The 18,350-nt window shown below is 72.8% G+C and carries 19 protein-coding genes; 16 read left to right on the top strand and 3 right to left on the bottom strand.

The annotated features are described in order from the left end of the window. Nucleotides 1-320: 320 nt before the first annotated feature. Nucleotides 321-1,553, top strand: a complete 1,233-nt coding sequence (gene hemW / locus ACZ4TV_RS31060; RefSeq protein ID WP_468138491.1) for a radical SAM family heme chaperone HemW — start codon at nucleotides 321-323, stop codon at nucleotides 1,551-1,553. 35 nt (nucleotides 1,554-1,588) lie between these two features. Further along, complete coding sequence (locus ACZ4TV_RS31065; protein WP_468138493.1) at nucleotides 1,589-1,714, top strand: hypothetical protein; 126 nt, start codon at nucleotides 1,589-1,591, stop codon at nucleotides 1,712-1,714. Here the strand turns inward: ACZ4TV_RS31065 and ACZ4TV_RS31070 are convergent. Together ACZ4TV_RS31070 and ACZ4TV_RS31075 are read right to left on the bottom strand one after the other, a co-directional pair. Beyond that, a complete protein-coding gene (locus ACZ4TV_RS31070) occupies nucleotides 1,692-2,501 on the bottom strand; it encodes a DUF3097 domain-containing protein (RefSeq protein WP_468138495.1) in 810 nt (269 codons plus the stop codon). The genes ACZ4TV_RS31065 and ACZ4TV_RS31070 overlap by 23 nt on opposite strands. A gap of 28 nt (nucleotides 2,502-2,529) precedes the next feature. After that, nucleotides 2,530-3,255, bottom strand: coding sequence for an MBL fold metallo-hydrolase (locus tag ACZ4TV_RS31075; protein ID WP_468138497.1), 726 nt, complete (start codon nucleotides 3,253-3,255; stop codon nucleotides 2,530-2,532). A gap of 157 nt (nucleotides 3,256-3,412) precedes the next feature. Between ACZ4TV_RS31075 and hrcA the strand changes: the two genes are divergently transcribed. The 12 genes from hrcA (at nucleotide 3,413) to ACZ4TV_RS31135 (ending at nucleotide 14,189) form a co-directional block, all read left to right on the top strand. Beyond that, complete coding sequence (hrcA, locus tag ACZ4TV_RS31080) at nucleotides 3,413-4,429, top strand: heat-inducible transcriptional repressor HrcA (protein ID WP_468138498.1); 1,017 nt, start codon at nucleotides 3,413-3,415, stop codon at nucleotides 4,427-4,429. Continuing rightward, nucleotides 4,430-5,569 (top strand): molecular chaperone DnaJ, encoded by a 1,140-nt coding sequence (dnaJ, locus tag ACZ4TV_RS31085; RefSeq protein WP_190182426.1) that lies wholly within the window; start codon nucleotides 4,430-4,432, stop codon nucleotides 5,567-5,569. 156 nt (nucleotides 5,570-5,725) lie between these two features. Beyond that, entirely contained in the window at nucleotides 5,726-6,817 is a 1,092-nt protein-coding gene (locus tag ACZ4TV_RS31090; protein WP_468138500.1) for a nitronate monooxygenase, read from the top strand. After that, nucleotides 6,814-7,557 (top strand): 16S rRNA (uracil(1498)-N(3))-methyltransferase, encoded by a 744-nt coding sequence (locus ACZ4TV_RS31095; RefSeq protein ID WP_468138502.1) that lies wholly within the window; start codon nucleotides 6,814-6,816, stop codon nucleotides 7,555-7,557. Before ACZ4TV_RS31090 ends, ACZ4TV_RS31095 begins: the two co-directional genes overlap by 4 nt. Before the next feature lie 283 nt (nucleotides 7,558-7,840). Continuing rightward, a complete protein-coding gene (locus tag ACZ4TV_RS31100) occupies nucleotides 7,841-8,200 on the top strand; it encodes a histidine triad nucleotide-binding protein (protein ID WP_468138582.1) in 360 nt (119 codons plus the stop codon). 3 nt (nucleotides 8,201-8,203) lie between these two features. Beyond that, a complete protein-coding gene (locus ACZ4TV_RS31105) occupies nucleotides 8,204-9,109 on the top strand; it encodes a ribonuclease Z (protein ID WP_468138504.1) in 906 nt (301 codons plus the stop codon). A 165-nt stretch (nucleotides 9,110-9,274) separates the two neighbouring features. Continuing rightward, nucleotides 9,275-10,369: a carbohydrate kinase family protein gene (locus tag ACZ4TV_RS31110; RefSeq protein WP_468138505.1), complete on the top strand. Its 1,095-nt coding sequence runs from the start codon at nucleotides 9,275-9,277 to the stop codon at nucleotides 10,367-10,369. A gap of 156 nt (nucleotides 10,370-10,525) precedes the next feature. Then, nucleotides 10,526-11,572 carry a PhoH family protein gene (locus tag ACZ4TV_RS31115; protein WP_468138507.1) on the top strand — a complete coding sequence of 349 codons (1,047 nt, stop codon included), beginning with the start codon at nucleotides 10,526-10,528 and terminating at the stop codon, nucleotides 11,570-11,572. Between the two features lie 13 nt (nucleotides 11,573-11,585). Further along, nucleotides 11,586-12,083, top strand: a complete 498-nt coding sequence (ybeY, locus tag ACZ4TV_RS31120) for an rRNA maturation RNase YbeY (RefSeq protein WP_351295522.1) — start codon at nucleotides 11,586-11,588, stop codon at nucleotides 12,081-12,083. Continuing rightward, the gene (locus tag ACZ4TV_RS31125) at nucleotides 12,080-13,384 is read left to right on the top strand and encodes a hemolysin family protein (RefSeq protein ID WP_468138509.1); all 1,305 of its coding nucleotides are present in this window, start codon (nucleotides 12,080-12,082) and stop codon (nucleotides 13,382-13,384) included. The genes ybeY and ACZ4TV_RS31125 overlap by 4 nt, the downstream gene beginning before the upstream one ends. Then, complete coding sequence (locus ACZ4TV_RS31130; protein WP_468138510.1) at nucleotides 13,381-13,743, top strand: MmcQ/YjbR family DNA-binding protein; 363 nt, start codon at nucleotides 13,381-13,383, stop codon at nucleotides 13,741-13,743. The genes ACZ4TV_RS31125 and ACZ4TV_RS31130 overlap by 4 nt, the downstream gene beginning before the upstream one ends. An 89-nt stretch (nucleotides 13,744-13,832) precedes the next feature. Next, complete coding sequence (locus ACZ4TV_RS31135) at nucleotides 13,833-14,189, top strand: cytidine deaminase (protein ID WP_468138511.1); 357 nt, start codon at nucleotides 13,833-13,835, stop codon at nucleotides 14,187-14,189. Nucleotides 14,190-14,640: 451 nt separating this feature from the next. Here the strand turns inward: ACZ4TV_RS31135 and ACZ4TV_RS31140 are convergent, their stop codons facing one another. Further along, the gene (locus ACZ4TV_RS31140) at nucleotides 14,641-15,933 is read right to left on the bottom strand and encodes an MFS transporter (RefSeq protein WP_468138513.1); all 1,293 of its coding nucleotides are present in this window, start codon (nucleotides 15,931-15,933) and stop codon (nucleotides 14,641-14,643) included. A gap of 71 nt (nucleotides 15,934-16,004) precedes the next feature. Between ACZ4TV_RS31140 and ACZ4TV_RS31145 the strand changes: the two genes are divergently transcribed. Continuing rightward, a complete protein-coding gene (locus ACZ4TV_RS31145) occupies nucleotides 16,005-17,063 on the top strand; it encodes a GlxA family transcriptional regulator (protein ID WP_468138514.1) in 1,059 nt (352 codons plus the stop codon). Between the two features lie 300 nt (nucleotides 17,064-17,363). Then, entirely contained in the window at nucleotides 17,364-18,314 is a 951-nt protein-coding gene (gene era, locus ACZ4TV_RS31150; protein ID WP_468138583.1) for a GTPase Era, read from the top strand. The last annotated feature ends 36 nt before the right edge of the window (nucleotides 18,315-18,350 follow it).

Raw genomic sequence — 18,350 nt, forward strand, 5'->3', positions numbered from 1 at the left:
GGGGGGGGGGGGGGGGAGGGGGGGGGGAGGGGGGGGGAGGGGGGGGGGGGGGGGGGGGGGGGGGGGGGGGGGGGGGGGGGGCCCCCCCCCCCCCGGCCCCCCCCCCGGTCCCGGGCGTCGGGCCTTGCGGAGCTGCCCTTCCCTGCGGGCCGCCTCCCGGGGCTCCGCCCCGGACCCCGCGCCTCAAACGCCGGCGGGGCTGAAAAGAGCGGGGCTCCGCCCCGGGCCCCGCGCCTCAAACGCCGGCGGGGCTGGATTTTGCCCGGCGGGGCTGGAAGGTGGCCGGCGGGCGGGGGCGGATTGTGCGGGACAATGGGGGCATGCCTTCCGTATTGCCCGACGGTGAACCCATGCCCGAAGACGGCTCGCTGCCGTCGCATGCCCTGGCGGGTGCGGGGGAGCGGCCGCTCGGGTTCTACCTGCACGTCCCGTACTGCGCCACGCGCTGCGGCTACTGCGACTTCAACACCTACACGGCGACCGAGCTGCGGGGCACCGGCGGCGTGCTCGCCTCCCGGGAGAACTACGCCGACACCCTGATCGACGAGGTCCGCCTCGCCCGCAAGGTGCTCGGGGACGACCCGAGGGCCGTGCGGACGGTGTTCGTCGGCGGCGGTACTCCGACGCTGCTGCCCGCCCGGGACCTCGTACGGATGCTCGCGGCGATCCGGGACGAATTCGGCCTGGCCGAGGACGCCGAGATCACGACCGAGGCGAATCCGGAGTCGGTGAATCCGGAGTATCTGGCCGAGCTGCGCGCCGGTGGCTTCAACCGGATCTCCTTCGGCATGCAGAGCGCGAAGCAGCACGTCCTGAAGGTGCTGGACCGCACCCACACGCCCGGCCGCCCCGAGGCGTGCGTCGCGGAGGCGCGGGCGGCGGGGTTCGAGCACGTCAACCTGGACCTGATCTACGGGACGCCGGGGGAGTCGGACGAGGACTGGCGGGCGTCGCTCTCGGCGGCGCTGGGGGCCGGGCCGGACCACATCAGCGCCTACGCGCTGATCGTGGAGGAGGGGACGCAGCTGGCGCGGCGCATCCGCCGGGGCGAGGTCCCGATGACGGACGACGACGTCCACGCCGACCGGTACCTGATCGCGGACTCGGTGATGGCGCAGGCCGGGTACTCCTGGTACGAGGTCTCCAACTGGGCCACCTCGGAGGCCGGGCGCTGCCTGCACAACGAGCTGTACTGGCGCGGCGCCGACTGGTGGGGCGCCGGGCCGGGCGCCCACTCGCACGTCGGCGGGGTGCGCTGGTGGAACGTGAAGCACCCCGGCGCGTACGCCGCCGCGCTGGCGGAGGGCCGTTCCCCGGGCGCGGGCCGCGAACTCCTCTCCGAGGAGGACCGGCGCGTGGAGCGGATCCTGCTGGAGCTGCGGCTGGTGGACGGCGTGCCGTTGTCCCTGCTGGCCCCGGCCGGGCTGGCGGCCTCGCGGCGGGCCCTGGCCGACGGGCTGCTGGAGCAGACGCCGTACGAGGCCGGGCGGGCCGTGCTGACCCTGCGCGGGCGGCTGCTGGCCGACGCGGTGGTCCGGGACCTGGTCGACTGACCACTCGGGGGAGTGAATCCGGGCGGGATCGGGACGTGCCCGCCTATTCTGTTCGTAGGGCGAAGTTCGGCGAGCCGGTCCCCTTGGCTGTCCTGGACATCAAGCTGGACACCAGCGAGTTCGGCAGCCTGCCCCAGTTCAAGCGGTACCGCCAACCGTAACGAAGTCGATCAGTTCCTCCACGCGGCCCAGCAGGGTCGGCTCCAGGTCCTTGTACGAGGTCACCCGGGACAGGATGTGCTGCCAGGCGGCGCCGGTGTTCTGCGGCCAGCCCAGCGCCCGGCAGACGCCCGTCTTCCAGTCCTGGCCGCGCGGGACCACCGGCCATGCGGCGATGCCCAGCGCGGACGGCTTCACCGCCTGCCAGACGTCCACGTAGGGGTGGCCCACGATCAGGACGTCCGGCGAGGTCACCGAGGCCGCGATGCGGGACTCCTTCGAGCCCGGGACGAGGTGGTCCACCAGGACACCCAGGCGGGCGTCCGGGGCCGGGGCGAAGTCGGCGACGACGGCCGGGAGGTCGTCGATGCCCTCCAGGTACTCCACCACCACGCCCTCGATCCGCAGGTCGTCGCCCCAGACCCGCTCCACCAGCTCGGCGTCGTGCCGGCCCTCGACGTAGATCCGGCCCGCCCGCGCCACCCGCGCCCGGGCGCCCGGCACGGCGATCGAGCCGGAGGCCGTCCGGGCCGGTACGGCAGGGCCCCGGGGCGGGCGGACCAGGGTGACCACGGCGCCCTCCAGCAGGAAGCCCCGCGGCTCCATCGGGAAGACCCGCCGCTTGCCGAAGCGGTCCTCCAGGGTCACCGTGCCCGCCTCGCAGGCCACCACCGCGCCACAGAAGTCCGTACCGGCCACCTCGACCACCAGGTCCGGTTCCGCCGCCACCTCCGGCACGGCCTTGGGTCGCTTCCACTGCGGGGTCAGGTCGGGGGAGTACTCGCGCATCCGGCCGACACTAGGAGAGCCCCGGGCGTCATGTCCCCGACACGCCGAAACGGGCTGCCAGTGTGGCGCGTTGCGCACGGACGAAGTCCGCGGAGACCACCGCTCCGTGACCCGGCACGTACAGCGCGTCGTCCCCGCCCAGCGACAGCAGCCGGTCCAGGGCGGCGGGCCACTGCCCGGGCACCGCGTCCGGACCCGCCAAGGGCTCGCCCGACTCCTCGACGAGGTCCCCGCAGAAGACCACCTCGCGTTCACCCGGTACGAAGACGGCCAGGTCGTGACCGGTGTGCCCGGGCCCCACATTGGCCAGCAGCACCTGCACCCCGCCCAGCTCCAGCGTCCACTCGCCCGAGACCGGGTGCCTCGGCAGCACCAGCAGGTCCACCGCCTCCACCGCCTCCCCCTCCGCGAGCCCGTGCCGTACCGCGTCCCCGCGCAGCTCCTCGCGGCCCGCGTGGAGCAGCGCGTCCAGTCCGACCGCCCCGAACACCTCGGCCCCGGCGAAGGCGGCCCCGCCCAGGACGTGATCGAAATGGCCGTGCGTGAATGCGATATGGGTCACGCGCCGACCCGTCAGCCGCTCGGCCTCGGCCCGCACCCGCACGCCTTCCCGTACGGACGAACCGGGGTCGATCAGGAGGACGGACTCGTCCCCCACCACCAGCCCCACCGTGCAGTCCCACACCGGCAGCCGTCGCCGGCCGGCCCGTCCGGTCAGCCGTTCCCAGCCCGCCTCTTCCCAACGCACGTCCATGCCGCGACGCTACCCTGGCGGGCCTCCCTTGCCAGGGGCTCACCGCCCGGCCGTACACTGAGCGGGGGATCTCTGGCACTCGAACGTCCAGAGTGCCAAACGAACACGGCAGAACACGGCAGAACACGGCAACGGACCACAGCTGGAGGTGTGCGCGATGCTCAGCGAACGCAGACTCGAAGTGCTGCGCGCCATCGTCCAGGACTACGTCGGGACGGAGGAGCCTGTCGGCTCCAAGGCGCTCACCGAGCGGCACCGGCTCGGCGTCTCGCCCGCCACCGTGCGCAACGACATGGCCGTGCTGGAGGAGGAGGGCTACATCGCCCAGCCCCACACCAGCGCCGGCCGGATCCCCACCGACAAGGGCTACCGCCTCTTCGTCGACAAGCTGGCGGGGGTCAAGCCGCTGTCGTCGCCCGAGCGCCGGGCCATCCAGAACTTCCTCGACGGCGCCGTGGACCTCGACGACGTCGTCGGGCGTACGGTGCGGCTGCTCGCGCAGCTCACCCGGCAGGTCGCGGTCGTCCAGTACCCGAGCCTGACCCGGTCGACCGTCCGGCACGTGGAGCTGCTCTCGCTCGCCCCGGCGCGCCTGATGCTCGTACTGATCACGGACACCGGACGCGTCGAGCAGCGGCTCGTCGACTGCCCGAGCCCCTTCGGCGAGACCTCGCTCGCGGATCTGCGGGCCCGGCTCAACAGCCGGGTCGTCGGCCGGCGCTTCACCGATGTGCCCCCGCTCGTCCAGGACCTCCCCGAATCCTTCGAGGCCGACGACCGCGCCACGGTCTCCACCGTGCTCGCGACGCTCCTCGAAACCCTGGTCGAGGAAGCCGAAGAGCGGCTGATGATCGGCGGTACCGCCAATCTCACCCGCTTCGGACACGATTTTCCCCTGACGATCAGGCCGGTGCTCGAGGCGCTGGAGGAGCAGGTCGTGCTCCTCAAGCTGCTCGGCGAGGCCAACGAGTCGGGAATGGCCGTACGGATCGGGCATGAGAATGCCTACGAGGGACTGAACTCCACGTCCGTCGTCTCGGTCGGTTACGGTTCGGGCGGCGAAACAGTCGCCAAACTCGGCGTGGTCGGACCGACCCGCATGGACTACCCCGGAACGATGGGAGCGGTACGCGCAGTGGCACGTTACGTCGGACAGATCCTGGCGGAGTCGTAAGTGGCCACGGACTACTACGCCGTTCTCGGCGTGCGCCGCGACGCATCGCAGGACGAGATCAAGAAGGCCTTCCGCCGCCTGGCGCGTGAACTCCACCCGGACGTGAATCCGGACCCGAAGACGCAGGAGCGCTTCAAGGAGATCAACGCGGCCTACGAGGTGCTTTCGGACCCGCAGAAGAAGCAGGTCTACGACCTCGGCGGGGACCCGCTGTCCTCCTCGGGGGGCGGCGGCGGAGCGGGCGGATTCGGAGCGGGCGGCTTCGGCAACTTCTCCGACATCATGGACGCCTTCTTCGGCCAGGCCTCGCAGCGCGGCCCGCGCTCGCGGACCCGGCGCGGCCAGGACGCCATGATCCGCCTCGACCTGGAGCTGGACGAGGCGGCCTTCGGGACCACCAAGGACATCCAGGTCGACACGGCCGTGGTCTGCACCACCTGCTCCGGCGAGGGCGCCGCACCCGGCACCTCGGCGCAGACATGTGACATGTGCCGCGGCCGCGGTGAGGTCTCGCAGGTCACCCGGTCCTTCCTGGGCCAGGTCATGACCTCGCGCCCCTGCCCGCAGTGCCAGGGCTTCGGCACCGTGGTCCCGACCCCGTGCCCCGAGTGCGCGGGCGACGGCCGGGTCCGCTCCCGCCGCAGCCTCACGGTCAAGATCCCGGCCGGTGTCGAGAACGGCACCCGGATCCAGCTCGCGGGCGAAGGCGAGGTCGGCCCCGGCGGCGGCCCCGCCGGCGACCTGTACGTGGAGATCCACGAGCTGGCGCACCCGACGTTCCAGCGGCGCGGGGACGACCTGCACTGCACGGTGACCATTCCGATGACGGCGGCCGCGCTGGGCACCAAGTGCCCGCTGGAGACGCTGGACGGCCTGGAGGAGATCGACATCCGGCCCGGCACCGGGTCCGGCCAGGCCATCCCGCTGCACGGGCGCGGCGTCACCCACCTGCGCGGTGGCGGTCGCGGCGACCTGATCGTCCACGTCGAGGTGACCACCCCGGGCAAGCTGGACGCCCAGCAGGAGGACCTGCTGCGCCAGCTGGCGAAGCTGCGCGGCGAGGAGCGGCCGATGGGCCAGTTCGCGCCGGGTCAGCAGGGGCTGTTCAGCCGCCTGAAGGACGCCTTCAACGGTCGCTGACCGACCGGCGACCACTGCCACGAGCCCGGCCCGGGCCATCCCCGGGCCGGGCTCGTCGCATGGCCGGGCACCGGCCGACGGCCCCTCGGGAAGCGGACTATGCCAGGCGAATGCCATGATTCGGTCCCCTGAGCGGGACATGGCACGATGCAGTCCATGTCCTCCGCACCGAACGGTCTCTCCCCGTACCCGATCGTGCAGGCTCCCATGGCGGGCGGCGCCTCCTGTCCGCCGCTCGCCGCGGCCGTGTGCGAAGCGGGCGGACTGGGCTTCCTGGCCGGCGGCTACAAGACCGCCGACGGGATGTACCAGGAGATCAAGCAGGTGCGCGCGCTCACCCGGCGGCGCTTCGGTGTCAACCTCTTCATGCCGCAGACCGGTTACGTCGACCCGGCCGCCGTCGAGGCGTACCGCGGGCAGCTGGCCGGGGAGGCGAGCTGGTACGAGATCTCCCTCGCCGAGGAGGACATCATCGGCACCAGCGACGACGGCTACGACGCCAAGCTCGCGATCCTCCTCGAAGATCCGGTGCCGGTCGTCTCCTTCACCTTCGGCTGCCCCTCCTCCGCGGCCCTCGCCGCCCTGCGCAAGGCCGGTACGTACACCGTCGTCACGGCGACCTCCGTCGAGGAGGCCCGTACGGCCCAGCAGGCGGGGGCCGACGCCGTCTGCGTCCAGGGCGTAGAGGCCGGCGGACACCAGGGCAGCCACCGGGACGACCCCCAGGCCGACGGCACGGCGGCCGTGGGGCTCCTCGCGCTGGTGGCCCAGGTACGGGAGGCCGTGGCCCTGCCGATCATCGCGGCGGGCGGTCTCATGCGGGGCTCGCAGATCGCGGCGCTGCTGGCGGCGGGCGCGGAGGCGGCGCAGCTCGGGACGGCCTTCCTGCCGTGCCCCGAGTCGGGGGCGGACCCGGTGCACAAGAAGGCGCTGACCGACCCGCTGTTCGTCCGGACGGAGCTGACCCGGGCCTTCTCCGGGCGGCCGGCGCGGGGACTGGTGAACCGCTTCATGCGGGAGCACGGGCCGTACGCCCCGGCCGCGTACCCGCAGGTCCACCACCTGACCTCGGGGCTGCGCAAGGCGGCCGCCGCGGCCGGGGACCCGCAGGGCATGGCCCTGTGGGCGGGCCAGGGGCACCGGCTGGCGCGGGCGCTGCCGGCGGGGGAGCTGGTGGAGGTGCTGGCGGCCGAACTGGCCGAGGCCCAGAGCACGTTGAAGACAATGCAGATGAGGAGTGCGTCATGACCGCCCCGGTGTTCGTGGTCGAAGAGGTCCCCGCGGGAGCGGAATTCGTCCTGGACGGTCCGGAGGGCCGCCACGCGGTGTCCGTGAAGCGGCTGAACCCGGGCGAGGCGGTGGTCCTGACGGACGGCCGGGGCGGCTGGGCCGAAGCCGTCGTGAAGGCGGCGGAGGGCAAGGACCGGCTCGTGGTGGCGGTGTCCTCGACTGGGCAGGAACCGGAGCCGGCGGTCCGCATCACGGTGGTCCAGGCCCTGCCCAAGGGAGACCGCGGCGAGCTGGCCGTCGAGACCATGACCGAGACGGGCGTGGACGCGATCGTGCCCTGGCAGGCCTCGCGCTGCATCACGCAGTGGCGCGGCGACCGGGGGGCCAAGTCCCTGGCCAAGTGGCGGGCCACGGCCCGGGAGGCGGGCAAGCAGTCCCGCCGGGTCCGCTTCCCGGAGGTGGCCGAGGCCATGTCCACCAAGCAGGTGGCGGCGCTGCTGGCCGGCGCCGACCTGGCGATGGTCCTCCACGAGGACCGCGACACCCCTTCCGAGGCCCTGGCCACGGCCGCGCTCCCCTCCTCCGGCTCCATCGTGCTGGTGGTCGGACCGGAAGGGGGCGTCTCCCCGGAGGAGCTGGCGGCCTTCACGGAGGCGGGGGCCCACCCCTACCGCCTGGGCCGCTCCGTCCTGCGGACCTCCACGGCCGGCACCGCGGCCACGGCGGTCCTGCTGGCCCGCACGGGGCGCTGGTCCTGACCCTGCCGCTGCCGAGTCGTCCCGACCGGGCGGCTACGCCTGGCCGGTGCGCCGCGCCCGCCGCGCACCGCGCCTGGTCGGGGGCCGCGCATGGCCGGGCAGCACGCCTGGCCGGGCACCGTATCTGGTCGGGCGCCGCGCGTGGGCGGGTGCCGCGCTGGTCGGGCACCGCGCCCGGCCCGGCACCGTCCTGACCGGGCAGCATCCTGAGCGAGCACCGCGCCCGGGCGGCGCCGGGCTGGATACGATGCCCGGACTGATCACCGTCACGGGAGGCGAAGCAATGGCCGGGGAACCGCAGGCCGACTGCCTGTTCTGCAAGATCGTCGCGGGGCACGTCCCCGCGACCGTGGTGCGGGAGACCGAGACCACGGTCGCCTTCCGGGACATCAACCCGCAGGCGCCCGCGCACGTGCTCATCATCCCGAAGGTGCACTACCCCGACGCCGCCGCCCTCGCCGCCGCCGAGCCGGCCATTGCCGCCGACATACTGCGCGAGGCCGGTCAGGTCGCCCTCGACGAGAAGATCGTCGACCCCGGCTACCGGGTCGTTTTCAACACCGGCTCCGGCGCCGGGCAGACCGTCTTCCACGCCCACGCGCACGTCCTCGGTGGCCGCGGCCTCCAGTGGCCCCCCGGATAGCACGTGTCCATACGAGAGTTCGTGGTGCTGGGCACCGCCAGCCAGGTGCCCACCCGCCACCGCAACCACAACGGCTACCTGCTGCGCTGGGACGGCGAGGGCATCCTCTTCGACCCGGGCGAGGGCACCCAGCGCCAGATGCTGCGCGCCGGGGTGGCCGCGCACGACATCAACCGGATCTGCGTCACGCACTTCCACGGTGACCACAGCCTCGGCCTCGCCGGGGTGATCCAGCGGATCAACCTCGACCAGGTCCCGCACCCCGTCACCGCGCACTACCCGGCCTCCGGCCAGAAGTTCTTCGACCGGCTGAGGTACGCCACGGCCTACCGCGAGACCGTCCTGCTCCGCGAGGAACCGGTGGCCGCGGACGGGACACTGGCGCACGGGTCCTCGTACGTCCTGGAGGCCCGGCGGCTCTCCCACCCGGTGGAGTCCTTCGGCTACCGGATCTCCGAGCCCGACGGGCGCCGCATGGTGCCGGAGCTGCTCGCGCGGCACGGGATCAAGGGGCCGGACGTGGGCCGGATCCAGCGCGAGGGGCGCCTGGGCGGGGTCACGCTGGAGGACGTCAGCGAGCACAAGCCCGGGCAGCGGTTCGCCTTCGTCATGGACACCCGGCTCTGCGCCGGCGTGGACGCGCTCGCGGAGGGCTGCGACATGCTGGTGATCGAGTCCACCTTCCTCGACGAGGAGGAGCGCCTGGCCACGGACCACGGGCACCTCACCGCCGGGCAGGCGGGCCGGGCGGCGCGGGACGCGGGCGTACGGCACCTCGTGCTGACGCACTTCTCGCAGCGCTACACCGACCCGACCGCGTTCGAACGCCAGGCCCGCGCGGCGGGCTTCGAAGGCGAACTCACGGTGGCCGCGGACCTGGTGCGGGTCCCGCTCCCCAAGCGGTCGTAGCCCCGTCCCCGTCCCCGGCCGCTGACGGTCCGGAACGAAGGGCGTTTCGAAGGTGATGTGCGCCACACTTGGTTTGGTCCTGACCCAGGTGTGGGCGGGGCTGGCAGCTTTCCACGGAGCAGCCGCACGCAGAAACGACCCTTCGAGAACAACGGGGAGTACACCGTGACCAGTCGGGACTTCGACAGCCGCTCCGCCGCAGTGGACCCGCTCGGTCCGGTGCGCGACCCCGAGGAACCGGGCTGCGACGTCTTCCTGACCGGAGCGGTCTTCCTGGACATCATCTTCACGGGCCTCGACTCGGCGCCGGTGCGCGGTACGGAGTCCTGGGCGCGCGGCATGGGCTCCAGCCCCGGCGGCGTCGCCAACATGGCCACCGCCCTCGCCCGGCTCGGCCTGCGCACCTCGCTGGCCGCGGCCTTCGGGGACGACCACTACGGGGAGTACTGCTGGGACGCCCTGGAGCAGGGCGAGGGCATCGACCTGTCCATGTCGCGGACCATCCCGGGCTGGCACAGCCCCGTCACCGTCTCGATGGCCTACGAGGGCGAGCGCACGATGGTCTCGCACGGCCACGAGGCTCCGCCGCCGGCGGGCCCCGGGCCCTTCCCGCAGTGCCCGCCGCGGGCCCGTGCGGCCGTGGCCTCGCTGGGGCCCGGCCGTGGCGAGCAGTGGATCGGCGAGGCCGCCCGCCGCGGCTCGCGGGTCTTCGCGGACGTGGGATGGGACGAGAGCGGGCGGTGGGACCTGTCGGCACTGGCCGACCTGGAGCACTGCGAGGCCTTCCTGCCGAACGCGGGCGAGGCGATGCGCTACACGCGGACCGACTGCCCGCGGGCGGCGGCCCGGGCCCTGGCGGACAAGGTGCCGATCGCGGTGGTCACCATGGGCGCCGACGGCTCGTACGCGGTGGACGGGCGCACCGGCGAGACGGCGCGGGTCCCGGGGATCACGGTGGAGGCGCTGGATCCGACGGGGGCGGGGGACGTGTACGTGGCGGGCTTCCTCACCGGCACGCTGGCGGGCTGGCCGCTGGTGGACCGGCTGGCCTTCGCCGGGCTGACGGCGGCCCTGTCGGTCCAGGAGTTCGGCGGCTCCCTGTCCGCCCCCGGCTGGCCGGAGGTGGCCCACTGGTGGCGGGCCGCCCCGCACGAGCTCCGCGGCCGCTACGGCTTCCTGGACGACCTGATCCCACCGGGCTCGACCCCGGCGGCCCGGCGCAGGGCCGTACCCACGATCGGCTTCCGCCACTCCGCGTAGTCACGCGTTTCAGGGCTGGAGGAACGCGGGTCCCCGCGGACGGGCCCGTAAAACCTCTCGGGGAAGCCGCGGCGGCGACGTACGCTTGGAAGTCCGGAGGTCGTCGATCGGCGCGGCCCCTCAGCGGGAGGTATGTGCAGGCCACAGTGCCGGCCCATGACTCAGACACCGACAGCCCACATTCCGGCGCCGGGGCAGGCGCGAGCCCACTTCACCGTCCCGGCCACGCACCCGATGGTGACGGTCCTCGGCTCGGGTGACGCCCTGTTGCGCGTGATCGAGAAGGCCTTCCCGAGGGCCGACATCCATGTTCGGGGCAATCAGGTCAGCGCGATCGGCGATGCGGCGGAAGTCGCACTGATCCAGCGACTGTTCGACGAGATGATGCTGGTGCTCCGCACCGGGCAGCCGATGACGGAGGACGCAGTGGAACGTTCGATCGCCATGCTCAAGGCGAGCGGCAACGGAAACGGCAACGGGCCCGTCGAGACGCCCGCCGAGGTGCTCACCCAGAACATCCTCTCCAGCCGCGGCCGCACCATCCGACCCAAGACCCTCAACCAGAAGCGGTACGTCGACGCGATCGACAAGCACACGATCGTCTTCGGCATCGGCCCCGCCGGTACCGGCAAGACCTACCTCGCCATGGCCAAGGCGGTCCAGGCCCTGCAGTCCAAGCAGGTCAGCCGGATCATCCTGACCCGGCCCGCCGTCGAGGCGGGAGAGCGGCTCGGCTTCCTGCCGGGCACCCTCTTCGACAAGATCGACCCGTACCTGCGCCCGCTCTACGACGCCCTGCACGACATGCTCGACCCGGACTCGATCCCGCGGCTCATGGCGGCCGGGACCATCGAGGTGGCGCCCCTGGCGTACATGCGCGGACGCACGCTCAACGAGGCCTTCGTCGTCCTCGACGAGGCGCAGAACACGACCCCGGAACAGATGAAGATGTTCCTGACCCGGCTCGGTTTCGACTCGAAGATCGTCATCACCGGTGACATCACCCAGGTCGACCTGCTGCCGGGCGGCACCAAGAGCGGTCTGCGTCAGGTGCAGGGCATCCTCGAAGGGGTCCCCGACATCCACTTCTCGCGGCTCACGTCCGAGGATGTCGTCCGCCACAAGCTGGTCGGCCGTATCGTCGACGCGTACGAGAAGTACGACGACAGCCAGCAGGCCACGAACGGCCTCCAGCGGAAGTAGAACCCAGCGCACCATGTCGATCGACGTCAACAACGAGTCCGGAACCGAGGTCGACGAGCAGGCGATCCTCGACATCGCCCGCTACGCGCTCACCCGGATGCGGATCCACCCGCTCTCCGAGCTCTCCGTCATCGTCATCGACGAGGACGCGATGGAGCAGCTCCACATCCAGTGGATGGATCTGCCCGGCCCCACCGACGTCATGTCCTTCCCGATGGACGAGCTCCGGCCGCCCGCCAAGGACGACGAGGAGCCCCCGCAGGGGCTCCTCGGCGACATCGTGCTCTGCCCCGAGGTGGCGAAGAAGCAGGGCGAGGAAGCCCCGACGCAGCACTCCATGGACGAGGAGCTCCAGCTCCTGACCGTCCACGGAGTGCTGCACCTGCTCGGCTACGACCACGAGGAGCCGGACGAGAAGGCCGAGATGTTCGGCCTCCAGGCGGCCATCGTCGACGGCTGGCGCGGTGAACGCGGCATGACCGGTCCCTCGCCGGCGCCGACCGTCTCGTGAACGCCCCCCAGCTGATCACCGGGGCGGTGCTGCTGGTGGTGGTGGCCTGGTTCGCGGCGTGCGCCGAGTCCGGCATCGCCCGCATTTCGAGCTTCCGCGCCGAGCAGGCCGTACGGGAGGGCCGGCGCGGCAGCGAGAAGCTCGCCCAGGTCGCCGGCGACCCCACCCGCTACCTCAATGTGGCGCTGCTGGTCCGGGTCACCTGCGAGATGGCGGCGGGGGTGCTCGTCACCTACGTCTGCCTCGACGAGTTCGGCGAGAACTGGACCGCGCTGCTCGTGGCCATCGCCGTGATGGTGCTGGTCTCCTTCGTCGCCGTGGGCGTCTCCCCGCGTACGATCGGCCGCCAGCACCCGCTGAACACCGCGACGGCGGCCGCGTACGTCCTCGTACCGCTGGCCAGGATCATGGGGCCGATCCCGCAGCTGCTGATCCTCATCGGCAACGCGCTCACGCCCGGCAAGGGCTTCCGCAAGGGGCCGTTCGCCTCCGAGGCGGAGCTGCGCGCGATGGTGGACCTCGCGGAGAGGGAATCGCTGATCGAGGACGACGAGCGCCGGATGGTGCACCAGGTCTTCGAACTCGGCGACACGCTGGTGCGCGAGGTGATGGTGCCGCGCACCGACCTGGTCTGCATCGAGCGCTACAAGACCGTCCGCCAGGCGACCACGCTCGCGCTGCGGTCCGGCTTCTCGCGCATCCCGGTGACCGGGGAGAACGAGGACGACATCGTCGGGATCGTCTACCTGAAGGACCTGGTCCGCAAGACCCACATCAGCCGGGAGGCGGAGTCCGACCTGGTCTCGACGGCGATGCGGCCGGCCGTCTTCGTACCGGACACCAAGAACGCGGGCGATCTGCTGCGCGAGATGCAGCAGGTGCGCAACCACGTGGCCGTCGTGATCGACGAGTACGGCGGCACGGCCGGCATCGTCACCATCGAGGACATCCTCGAGGAGATCGTCGGCGAGATCACGGACGAGTACGACCGGGAGCTCCCCCCGGTCGAGGACCTGGGCGAGGACCGCTACCGGGTCACGGCGCGCCTGGACATCACCGATCTCGGTGAGCTGTTCAAGGTCGACGCCTTCGACGACGAGGACGTGGAGACGGTCGGCGGACTGCTGGCGAAGGCGCTCGGCCGGGTGCCGATCGCGGGCGCCTCGGCGGTGGTGGACCTGCCGGACGGGCGTCCGCTGCGGCTGACGGCCGAGTCCCCGGCGGGGCGGCGGAACAAGATCGTGACGGTGCTGGTGGAGCCGGTGGGCGCGGCGCAGGCCGCGGGGGAGGAGGCGGAGTGAGCCCCGAGCAGCTGCGGGCGTTCTGCCTGGGCTTCAACGCGGCGGTGGAGGAGTTCCCCTTCACCCCGGAGTTCTCGGTGTTCAAGGTGCTGGGCAAGGTGTTCGCGCTGACGGCGCTGGACGCGGAGCCGCTGAAGGTCAACCTCAAGTGCGAGCCGGAGCTGGCGGTGCGGCTGCGGGCGGAGCACGAGGCGATCGTGCCGGGCTACCACATGAACAAGCGGCACTGGAACACGGTGACGGTCGGCGGGCCCGGCGGCCTGCCGGATCGGCTCGTGCGGGAGCTGGTGGAGGACTCGTACGACCTGGTGGTGGCGGGCCTGCCGAGGGCGCAGCGGCTGCGGCTCGACCGGCCCTGACGCCGGATCCGGACGCGGCGGGGGCCCTGGGTGGGGCCTCGGCGGGGTCGTTGCACGGCCCGGCCCCAGCGCTCCCTATGCTTCCGTCCATGACCGACAGCACCGGGATCGACCCCGAGGACAGCAAGATCATCACGCTGGCGCGCAGCGCCCGGGCCCGCAACGCAGTGCCCGAGGGGGCGGCGGTGCGGGACGAGACGGGCCGCACGTACGTCGCCGGGACGGTGGAGCTCGACTCCCTGAAGCTGAGCGCGCTGCAGACCGCGGTCGCGATGGCCGTGGCGAGCGGGGCCCGGTCGCTGGAGGCGGCCGCCGTCGTCAGCGCGGCCGACGCCCCGGCCGAGGCCGACCGCGCGGCCGTCCGCGACCTTGGCGGCCCGGACACCCCGGTGCTGCTGGCGGCCCCCGACGGCACCCTGAAGTCGACGACTCCCGCAGGGACCTGATCCCCGGCGGGCCCGGCGCAGGCAGGCCCGCCGGTCCCGCGCCCGGGAGGCCGAGGCGCCCGGCGCCCGCGCCGGGTGACGCCGGCCCGGCGGCATCCTCCTCGTCCGCACCGCCGCGCCGCGGGCGGGGACGCCGCGGACCGGCTCGACCCCTCCGGTCACGCCCCGGGGACGGGCCCTGGCCGATCGCCGCGCTCCGCCGGGCCGCACTCACCGCGCTCCGCGCGAGCTCCTCACCCGGCTCCCGCTCTAAGGTCGTGTCGTCAAAGTCCCTCCCCCAGCTACCGCTGGGAGGTGCCCCCGGGGCTGGCGGGGCCTGGCACGCACGCTCGCCGCGTTGTCGTCGGTCGCCGACGCTCCGCGTCGACTCCCTCCTCCGCCTTGCGATCGCACGCACCAGGCCCCGCCAGCCCCGCCCTCCGGGCGGCCGACGCTACTTTGACGACACTCCCTAGGGGGTGTTCTCGGGGGAGCGGCGGCGGATCACCATCGACATCAGCGCGGCCATCGCGCACAGCGCGCCCGAGGCGTACCAGACGACGTCGTACGAGCCGGTGACGTCCCGTGCCAGGCCTCCGAGGAAGGCCACCACCGCCGCGCCGACCTGGTGGGAGGCCAGGACCCAGCCGAAGACGATCGCGCCGTCGGCCCCGTAGTGCTCCCGGCACAGCGCGATCGTCGGCGGGACGGTCGCGACCCAGTCCAGGCCGTAGAAGACGATGAAGAAGATCAGCGGCGGCCGCACCGACGGCGCCAGCAGGAGGGGCAGGAAGAGCAGCGAGACCCCGCGCAGGGCGTAGTAGACGGCGAGCAGGCGCCGGGACTCGAAGCGGTCCGTGAACCAGCCCGAGGCCACCGTGCCGACCACGTCGAACACGCCGATCACCGCCAGCAGCCCCGCCGCCGCCGTCACTGGCATGCCGTGGTCGTGAGCGGCGGGCACGAAGTGGGTCCTGACCAGCCCGTTGGTCGAGGCCCCGCAGATCGCGAAGGTCCCCGCCAACAGCCAGAAGGGCCCCGTACGGGCGGCGTCGAACAGGACGGTGACGGCTCTGCGGGCCGCGCCGGGGACGGGCGCGGGCTTCGGCGCGTACGTGCCGCCGTACGGCGCGAGCCCCACGTCCGCCGGGTGGTCGCGCAGCAGCAGCCAGACGAAGGGGACGACGGCCAGCGCCGCCAGTGAGACCGTCACCGTCGCCGGGCGCCAGCCGTGGTGGTCCACCAGCCATGCCAGCAGCGGCAGGAAGACCAGCTGCCCGGAGGCCCCGGCCGCGGTCAGGATGCCCGTGACCAGCCCGCGCCGGGCGGTGAACCAGCGGTTGGTCACCGTCGCCGCGAAGGCCAGGGCCATCGAGCCGCTGCCCAGGCCCACCAGCACGCCCCAGCACAGCACCAGCTGCCAGGGTGCGGTCATCCACACCGTGGCCACCGAGCCGCAGGCGATCACGAGCAGGGCCAGCGCCACGACCCGGCGGATCCCGAAGCGGTCCATCAGGGCCGCCGCGAAGGGCGCGGTGAGCCCGTACAGGGCGAGGTTCACCGAAACGGCGAGGCCGATGGTGCCGCGCGACCAGTCGAACTCGCTGTGCAGCGGCTCGATGAGCAGTCCGGGCAGGGAGGCGAAGCCGGCGGCGCCGATGATCGTCACGAAGGAGACGGCCGCGACGAACCACGCGCGGTGGATGCGTCCGGGTGGGCGGGGAGCGTGCGGGGTGGCCGTGGAGGCGGTGGCTGTCTGCGTCACGCGGACAGCTTCCGGGCCACGGGGACCCGTACGACAGTGGCCTGACTGTCACGCTTCGCTACGATCGGGCCATGGAGTCGAAGTCGAAGTCGAAGTCGAACCGCCACCGCGTCGTCGTCCTCGCGCTCACCGGGCTGCTCCCCTTCGAGCTCGGCATCCCGCACCGGATCTTCGGCCGCGCCAAGGATCCGGCAGGGCGGCCGCTCTACGAGATCCTCACCTGCGCACTCGCCCCCGGGCCGGTGCGCACCGACGCCGACTTCGCGATCCAGGTCGAGCACGGTCCGGAGTTGCTGGCCACCGCGGACACGGTGGTGGTGCCCGCCTCGTACAAGCTGGGCCCGGTGTACGACCACGGCACGCTGACGGCCGAGCTCGCCGCGGCCCTGGCGCACATCCGGCCCGGCACCCGGCTCGTCTCCATCTGCACCGGCGGCTACGTACTGGCCGCCGCCGGCTACCTGGACGGCCGGCCGGCCACCACCCACTGGGCCTGCGCCGAACACTTCCAGCGGCTCTTCCCGGCCGTACGGGTGGACGCCGGGGTGCTCTACACCGACGACGGGGACGTGCTGACCTCCGCCGGCGTCGCCGCCGGCATCGACCTGTGCCTGCACATCGTGCGCCGCGACCACGGCGCGGCCGTCGCGAACGAGGCGGCCCGGCGGACCGTCGTACCGCCCCACCGTGACGGCGGACAGGCGCAGTTCATCGCGCGCCCGATGCCGGAGCCGCAGCTCGCCAGCACCACGGCGGCCCGGGCGTGGGTCCTGGACCGGCTGCACGAGCCGCTCCGGCTCACCGACCTGGCCCGGCAGGAGGCCATGTCGGTACGGACCTTCACGCGCCGCTTCCGCGAGGAGTCGGGCGTCAGCCCCGGGGCGTGGATCGTCGGCCAGCGGGTGGAGCGTGCCCGGCAGCTGCTGGAGCAGACGGAGCTGCCGATGGAGCAGGTCGCGCGGGAGAGCGGCTTCGGGACGGCGCAGTCGCTGCGCAAGCACGTGCAGGCGGCGCTGGGGGTGAGCCCGACGGCCTACCGGCGCACCTTCCGCACGTCCGGCGCCGCGGGTGGCGCCGCTGCTCCGCCCTCTCCTGATGGCCCATCAGTCGCCGCCGGGCCCGTGCATTGACTTCCGCCCCTTCGCCGTTTCCCGGGGCTCCGCCCCAGACCCCGCGCCTCAAACGCCGGCGGGGCTGAAAAGAGCGGGGCTCCGCCCCGGACCCCGCGCCTCAAACGCCGGCGGGGCTGGATTGTGCCCGGCGGGGCTGAAAGGGGGGCTGGATGTGCCGGCGGGGCTGAAATGCAGGCCGGCGAGGTTCACGGAACCACAGCTCAGGGCCGCGTCGCCTACGCCGCGCACCCCCCGCTCACGGCTGTGCTCGCCCTCACTGCCGTGATCTGGTCGGCGCTGGGAGCCGCATCGGGGAGAATGGCCCGTATGAGCGATCGTTCCCCCGAGTCCACAGCCCCGCACCGTGCGGGCTTCGCCTGCTTCGTCGGCCGCCCCAACGCGGGGAAGTCGACCCTCACCAACGCACTCGTGGGCACCAAGGTCGCGATCACCTCCAACCGGCCGCAGACCACCCGCCACACCGTCCGCGGCATCGTGCACCGCCCCGACGCCCAGCTCGTCCTCGTCGACACGCCGGGCCTGCACAAGCCGCGCACGCTGCTCGGCGAGCGCCTCAACGACGTCGTACGGACCACCTGGGCCGAGGTCGACGTCATCGGCTTCTGCCTGCCGGCCGACCAGAAGCTCGGCCCCGGCGACAAGTTCATCGCGAAAGAACTCGCGGGGATCAAGAAGACCCCCAAGATCGCCATCGTGACCAAGACCGACCTGGTCGAGTCCAAGGCCCTGGCCGAACAGCTCCTCGCCATCCACCAGCTGGGCGCGGAGCTCGGCTTCGAGTGGGCCGAGATCGTCCCCGTCTCGGCGGTCGAAGGCAGCCAGGTCCAGTTGCTGGCCGACCTGATCGCGCCGCTGCTGCCGGAGAGCCCGCCGCTGTACCCGGAGGGCGACCTCACCGACGAGCCCGAGATGGTCATGGTCGCGGAACTGATCCGCGAGGCCGCGCTGGAAGGCGTACGGGACGAGCTCCCGCACTCCATCGCCGTGGTCGTCGAGGAGATGATCCCGCGCGAGAACCGCCCGGCGGACCGCCCGCTGCTCGACATCCACGCGAACGTCTACATCGAGCGGCCGAGCCAGAAGGGCATCATCATCGGCCCGAAGGGCTCCCGGCTGAAGGAGGTCGGGATGAAGTCGCGCAAGCACATCGAGGCGCTGCTCGGGACCCCGGTCTTCCTCGACCTCCACGTGAAGGTCGCCAAGGACTGGCAGCGGGACCCGAAGCAGCTGCGCAAGCTGGGCTTCTGACCGCCCGGGTCCTGTCCGGCCAGGACAGGACCCGAG

It is taken from the genome of Streptomyces sp. NPDC028910 (assembly GCF_055564955.1).

Excerpts from the sequence above, each read along its gene's own strand:
- hemW (WP_468138491.1), top strand. The coding sequence starts at position 321 with ATGCCTTCCGTATTGCCCGACGGTGAACCCATGCCCGAAGACGGCTCG.
- ACZ4TV_RS31070 (WP_468138495.1), bottom strand. The coding sequence starts at position 2,501 with ATGCGCGAGTACTCCCCCGACCTGACCCCGCAGTGGAAGCGACCCAAG.
- ACZ4TV_RS31075 (WP_468138497.1), bottom strand. The coding sequence starts at position 3,255 with ATGGACGTGCGTTGGGAAGAGGCGGGCTGGGAACGGCTGACCGGACGG.
- hrcA (WP_468138498.1), top strand. The coding sequence starts at position 3,413 with ATGCTCAGCGAACGCAGACTCGAAGTGCTGCGCGCCATCGTCCAGGAC.
- ACZ4TV_RS31090 (WP_468138500.1), top strand. The coding sequence starts at position 5,726 with ATGTCCTCCGCACCGAACGGTCTCTCCCCGTACCCGATCGTGCAGGCT.
- ACZ4TV_RS31095 (WP_468138502.1), top strand. The coding sequence starts at position 6,814 with ATGACCGCCCCGGTGTTCGTGGTCGAAGAGGTCCCCGCGGGAGCGGAA.
- ACZ4TV_RS31100 (WP_468138582.1), top strand. The coding sequence starts at position 7,841 with ATGGCCGGGGAACCGCAGGCCGACTGCCTGTTCTGCAAGATCGTCGCG.
- ACZ4TV_RS31115 (WP_468138507.1), top strand. The coding sequence starts at position 10,526 with ATGACTCAGACACCGACAGCCCACATTCCGGCGCCGGGGCAGGCGCGA.
- ybeY (WP_351295522.1), top strand. The coding sequence starts at position 11,586 with ATGTCGATCGACGTCAACAACGAGTCCGGAACCGAGGTCGACGAGCAG.
- ACZ4TV_RS31135 (WP_468138511.1), top strand. The coding sequence starts at position 13,833 with ATGACCGACAGCACCGGGATCGACCCCGAGGACAGCAAGATCATCACG.
- ACZ4TV_RS31145 (WP_468138514.1), top strand. The coding sequence starts at position 16,005 with ATGGAGTCGAAGTCGAAGTCGAAGTCGAACCGCCACCGCGTCGTCGTC.
- era (WP_468138583.1), top strand. The coding sequence starts at position 17,364 with ATGGCCCGTATGAGCGATCGTTCCCCCGAGTCCACAGCCCCGCACCGT.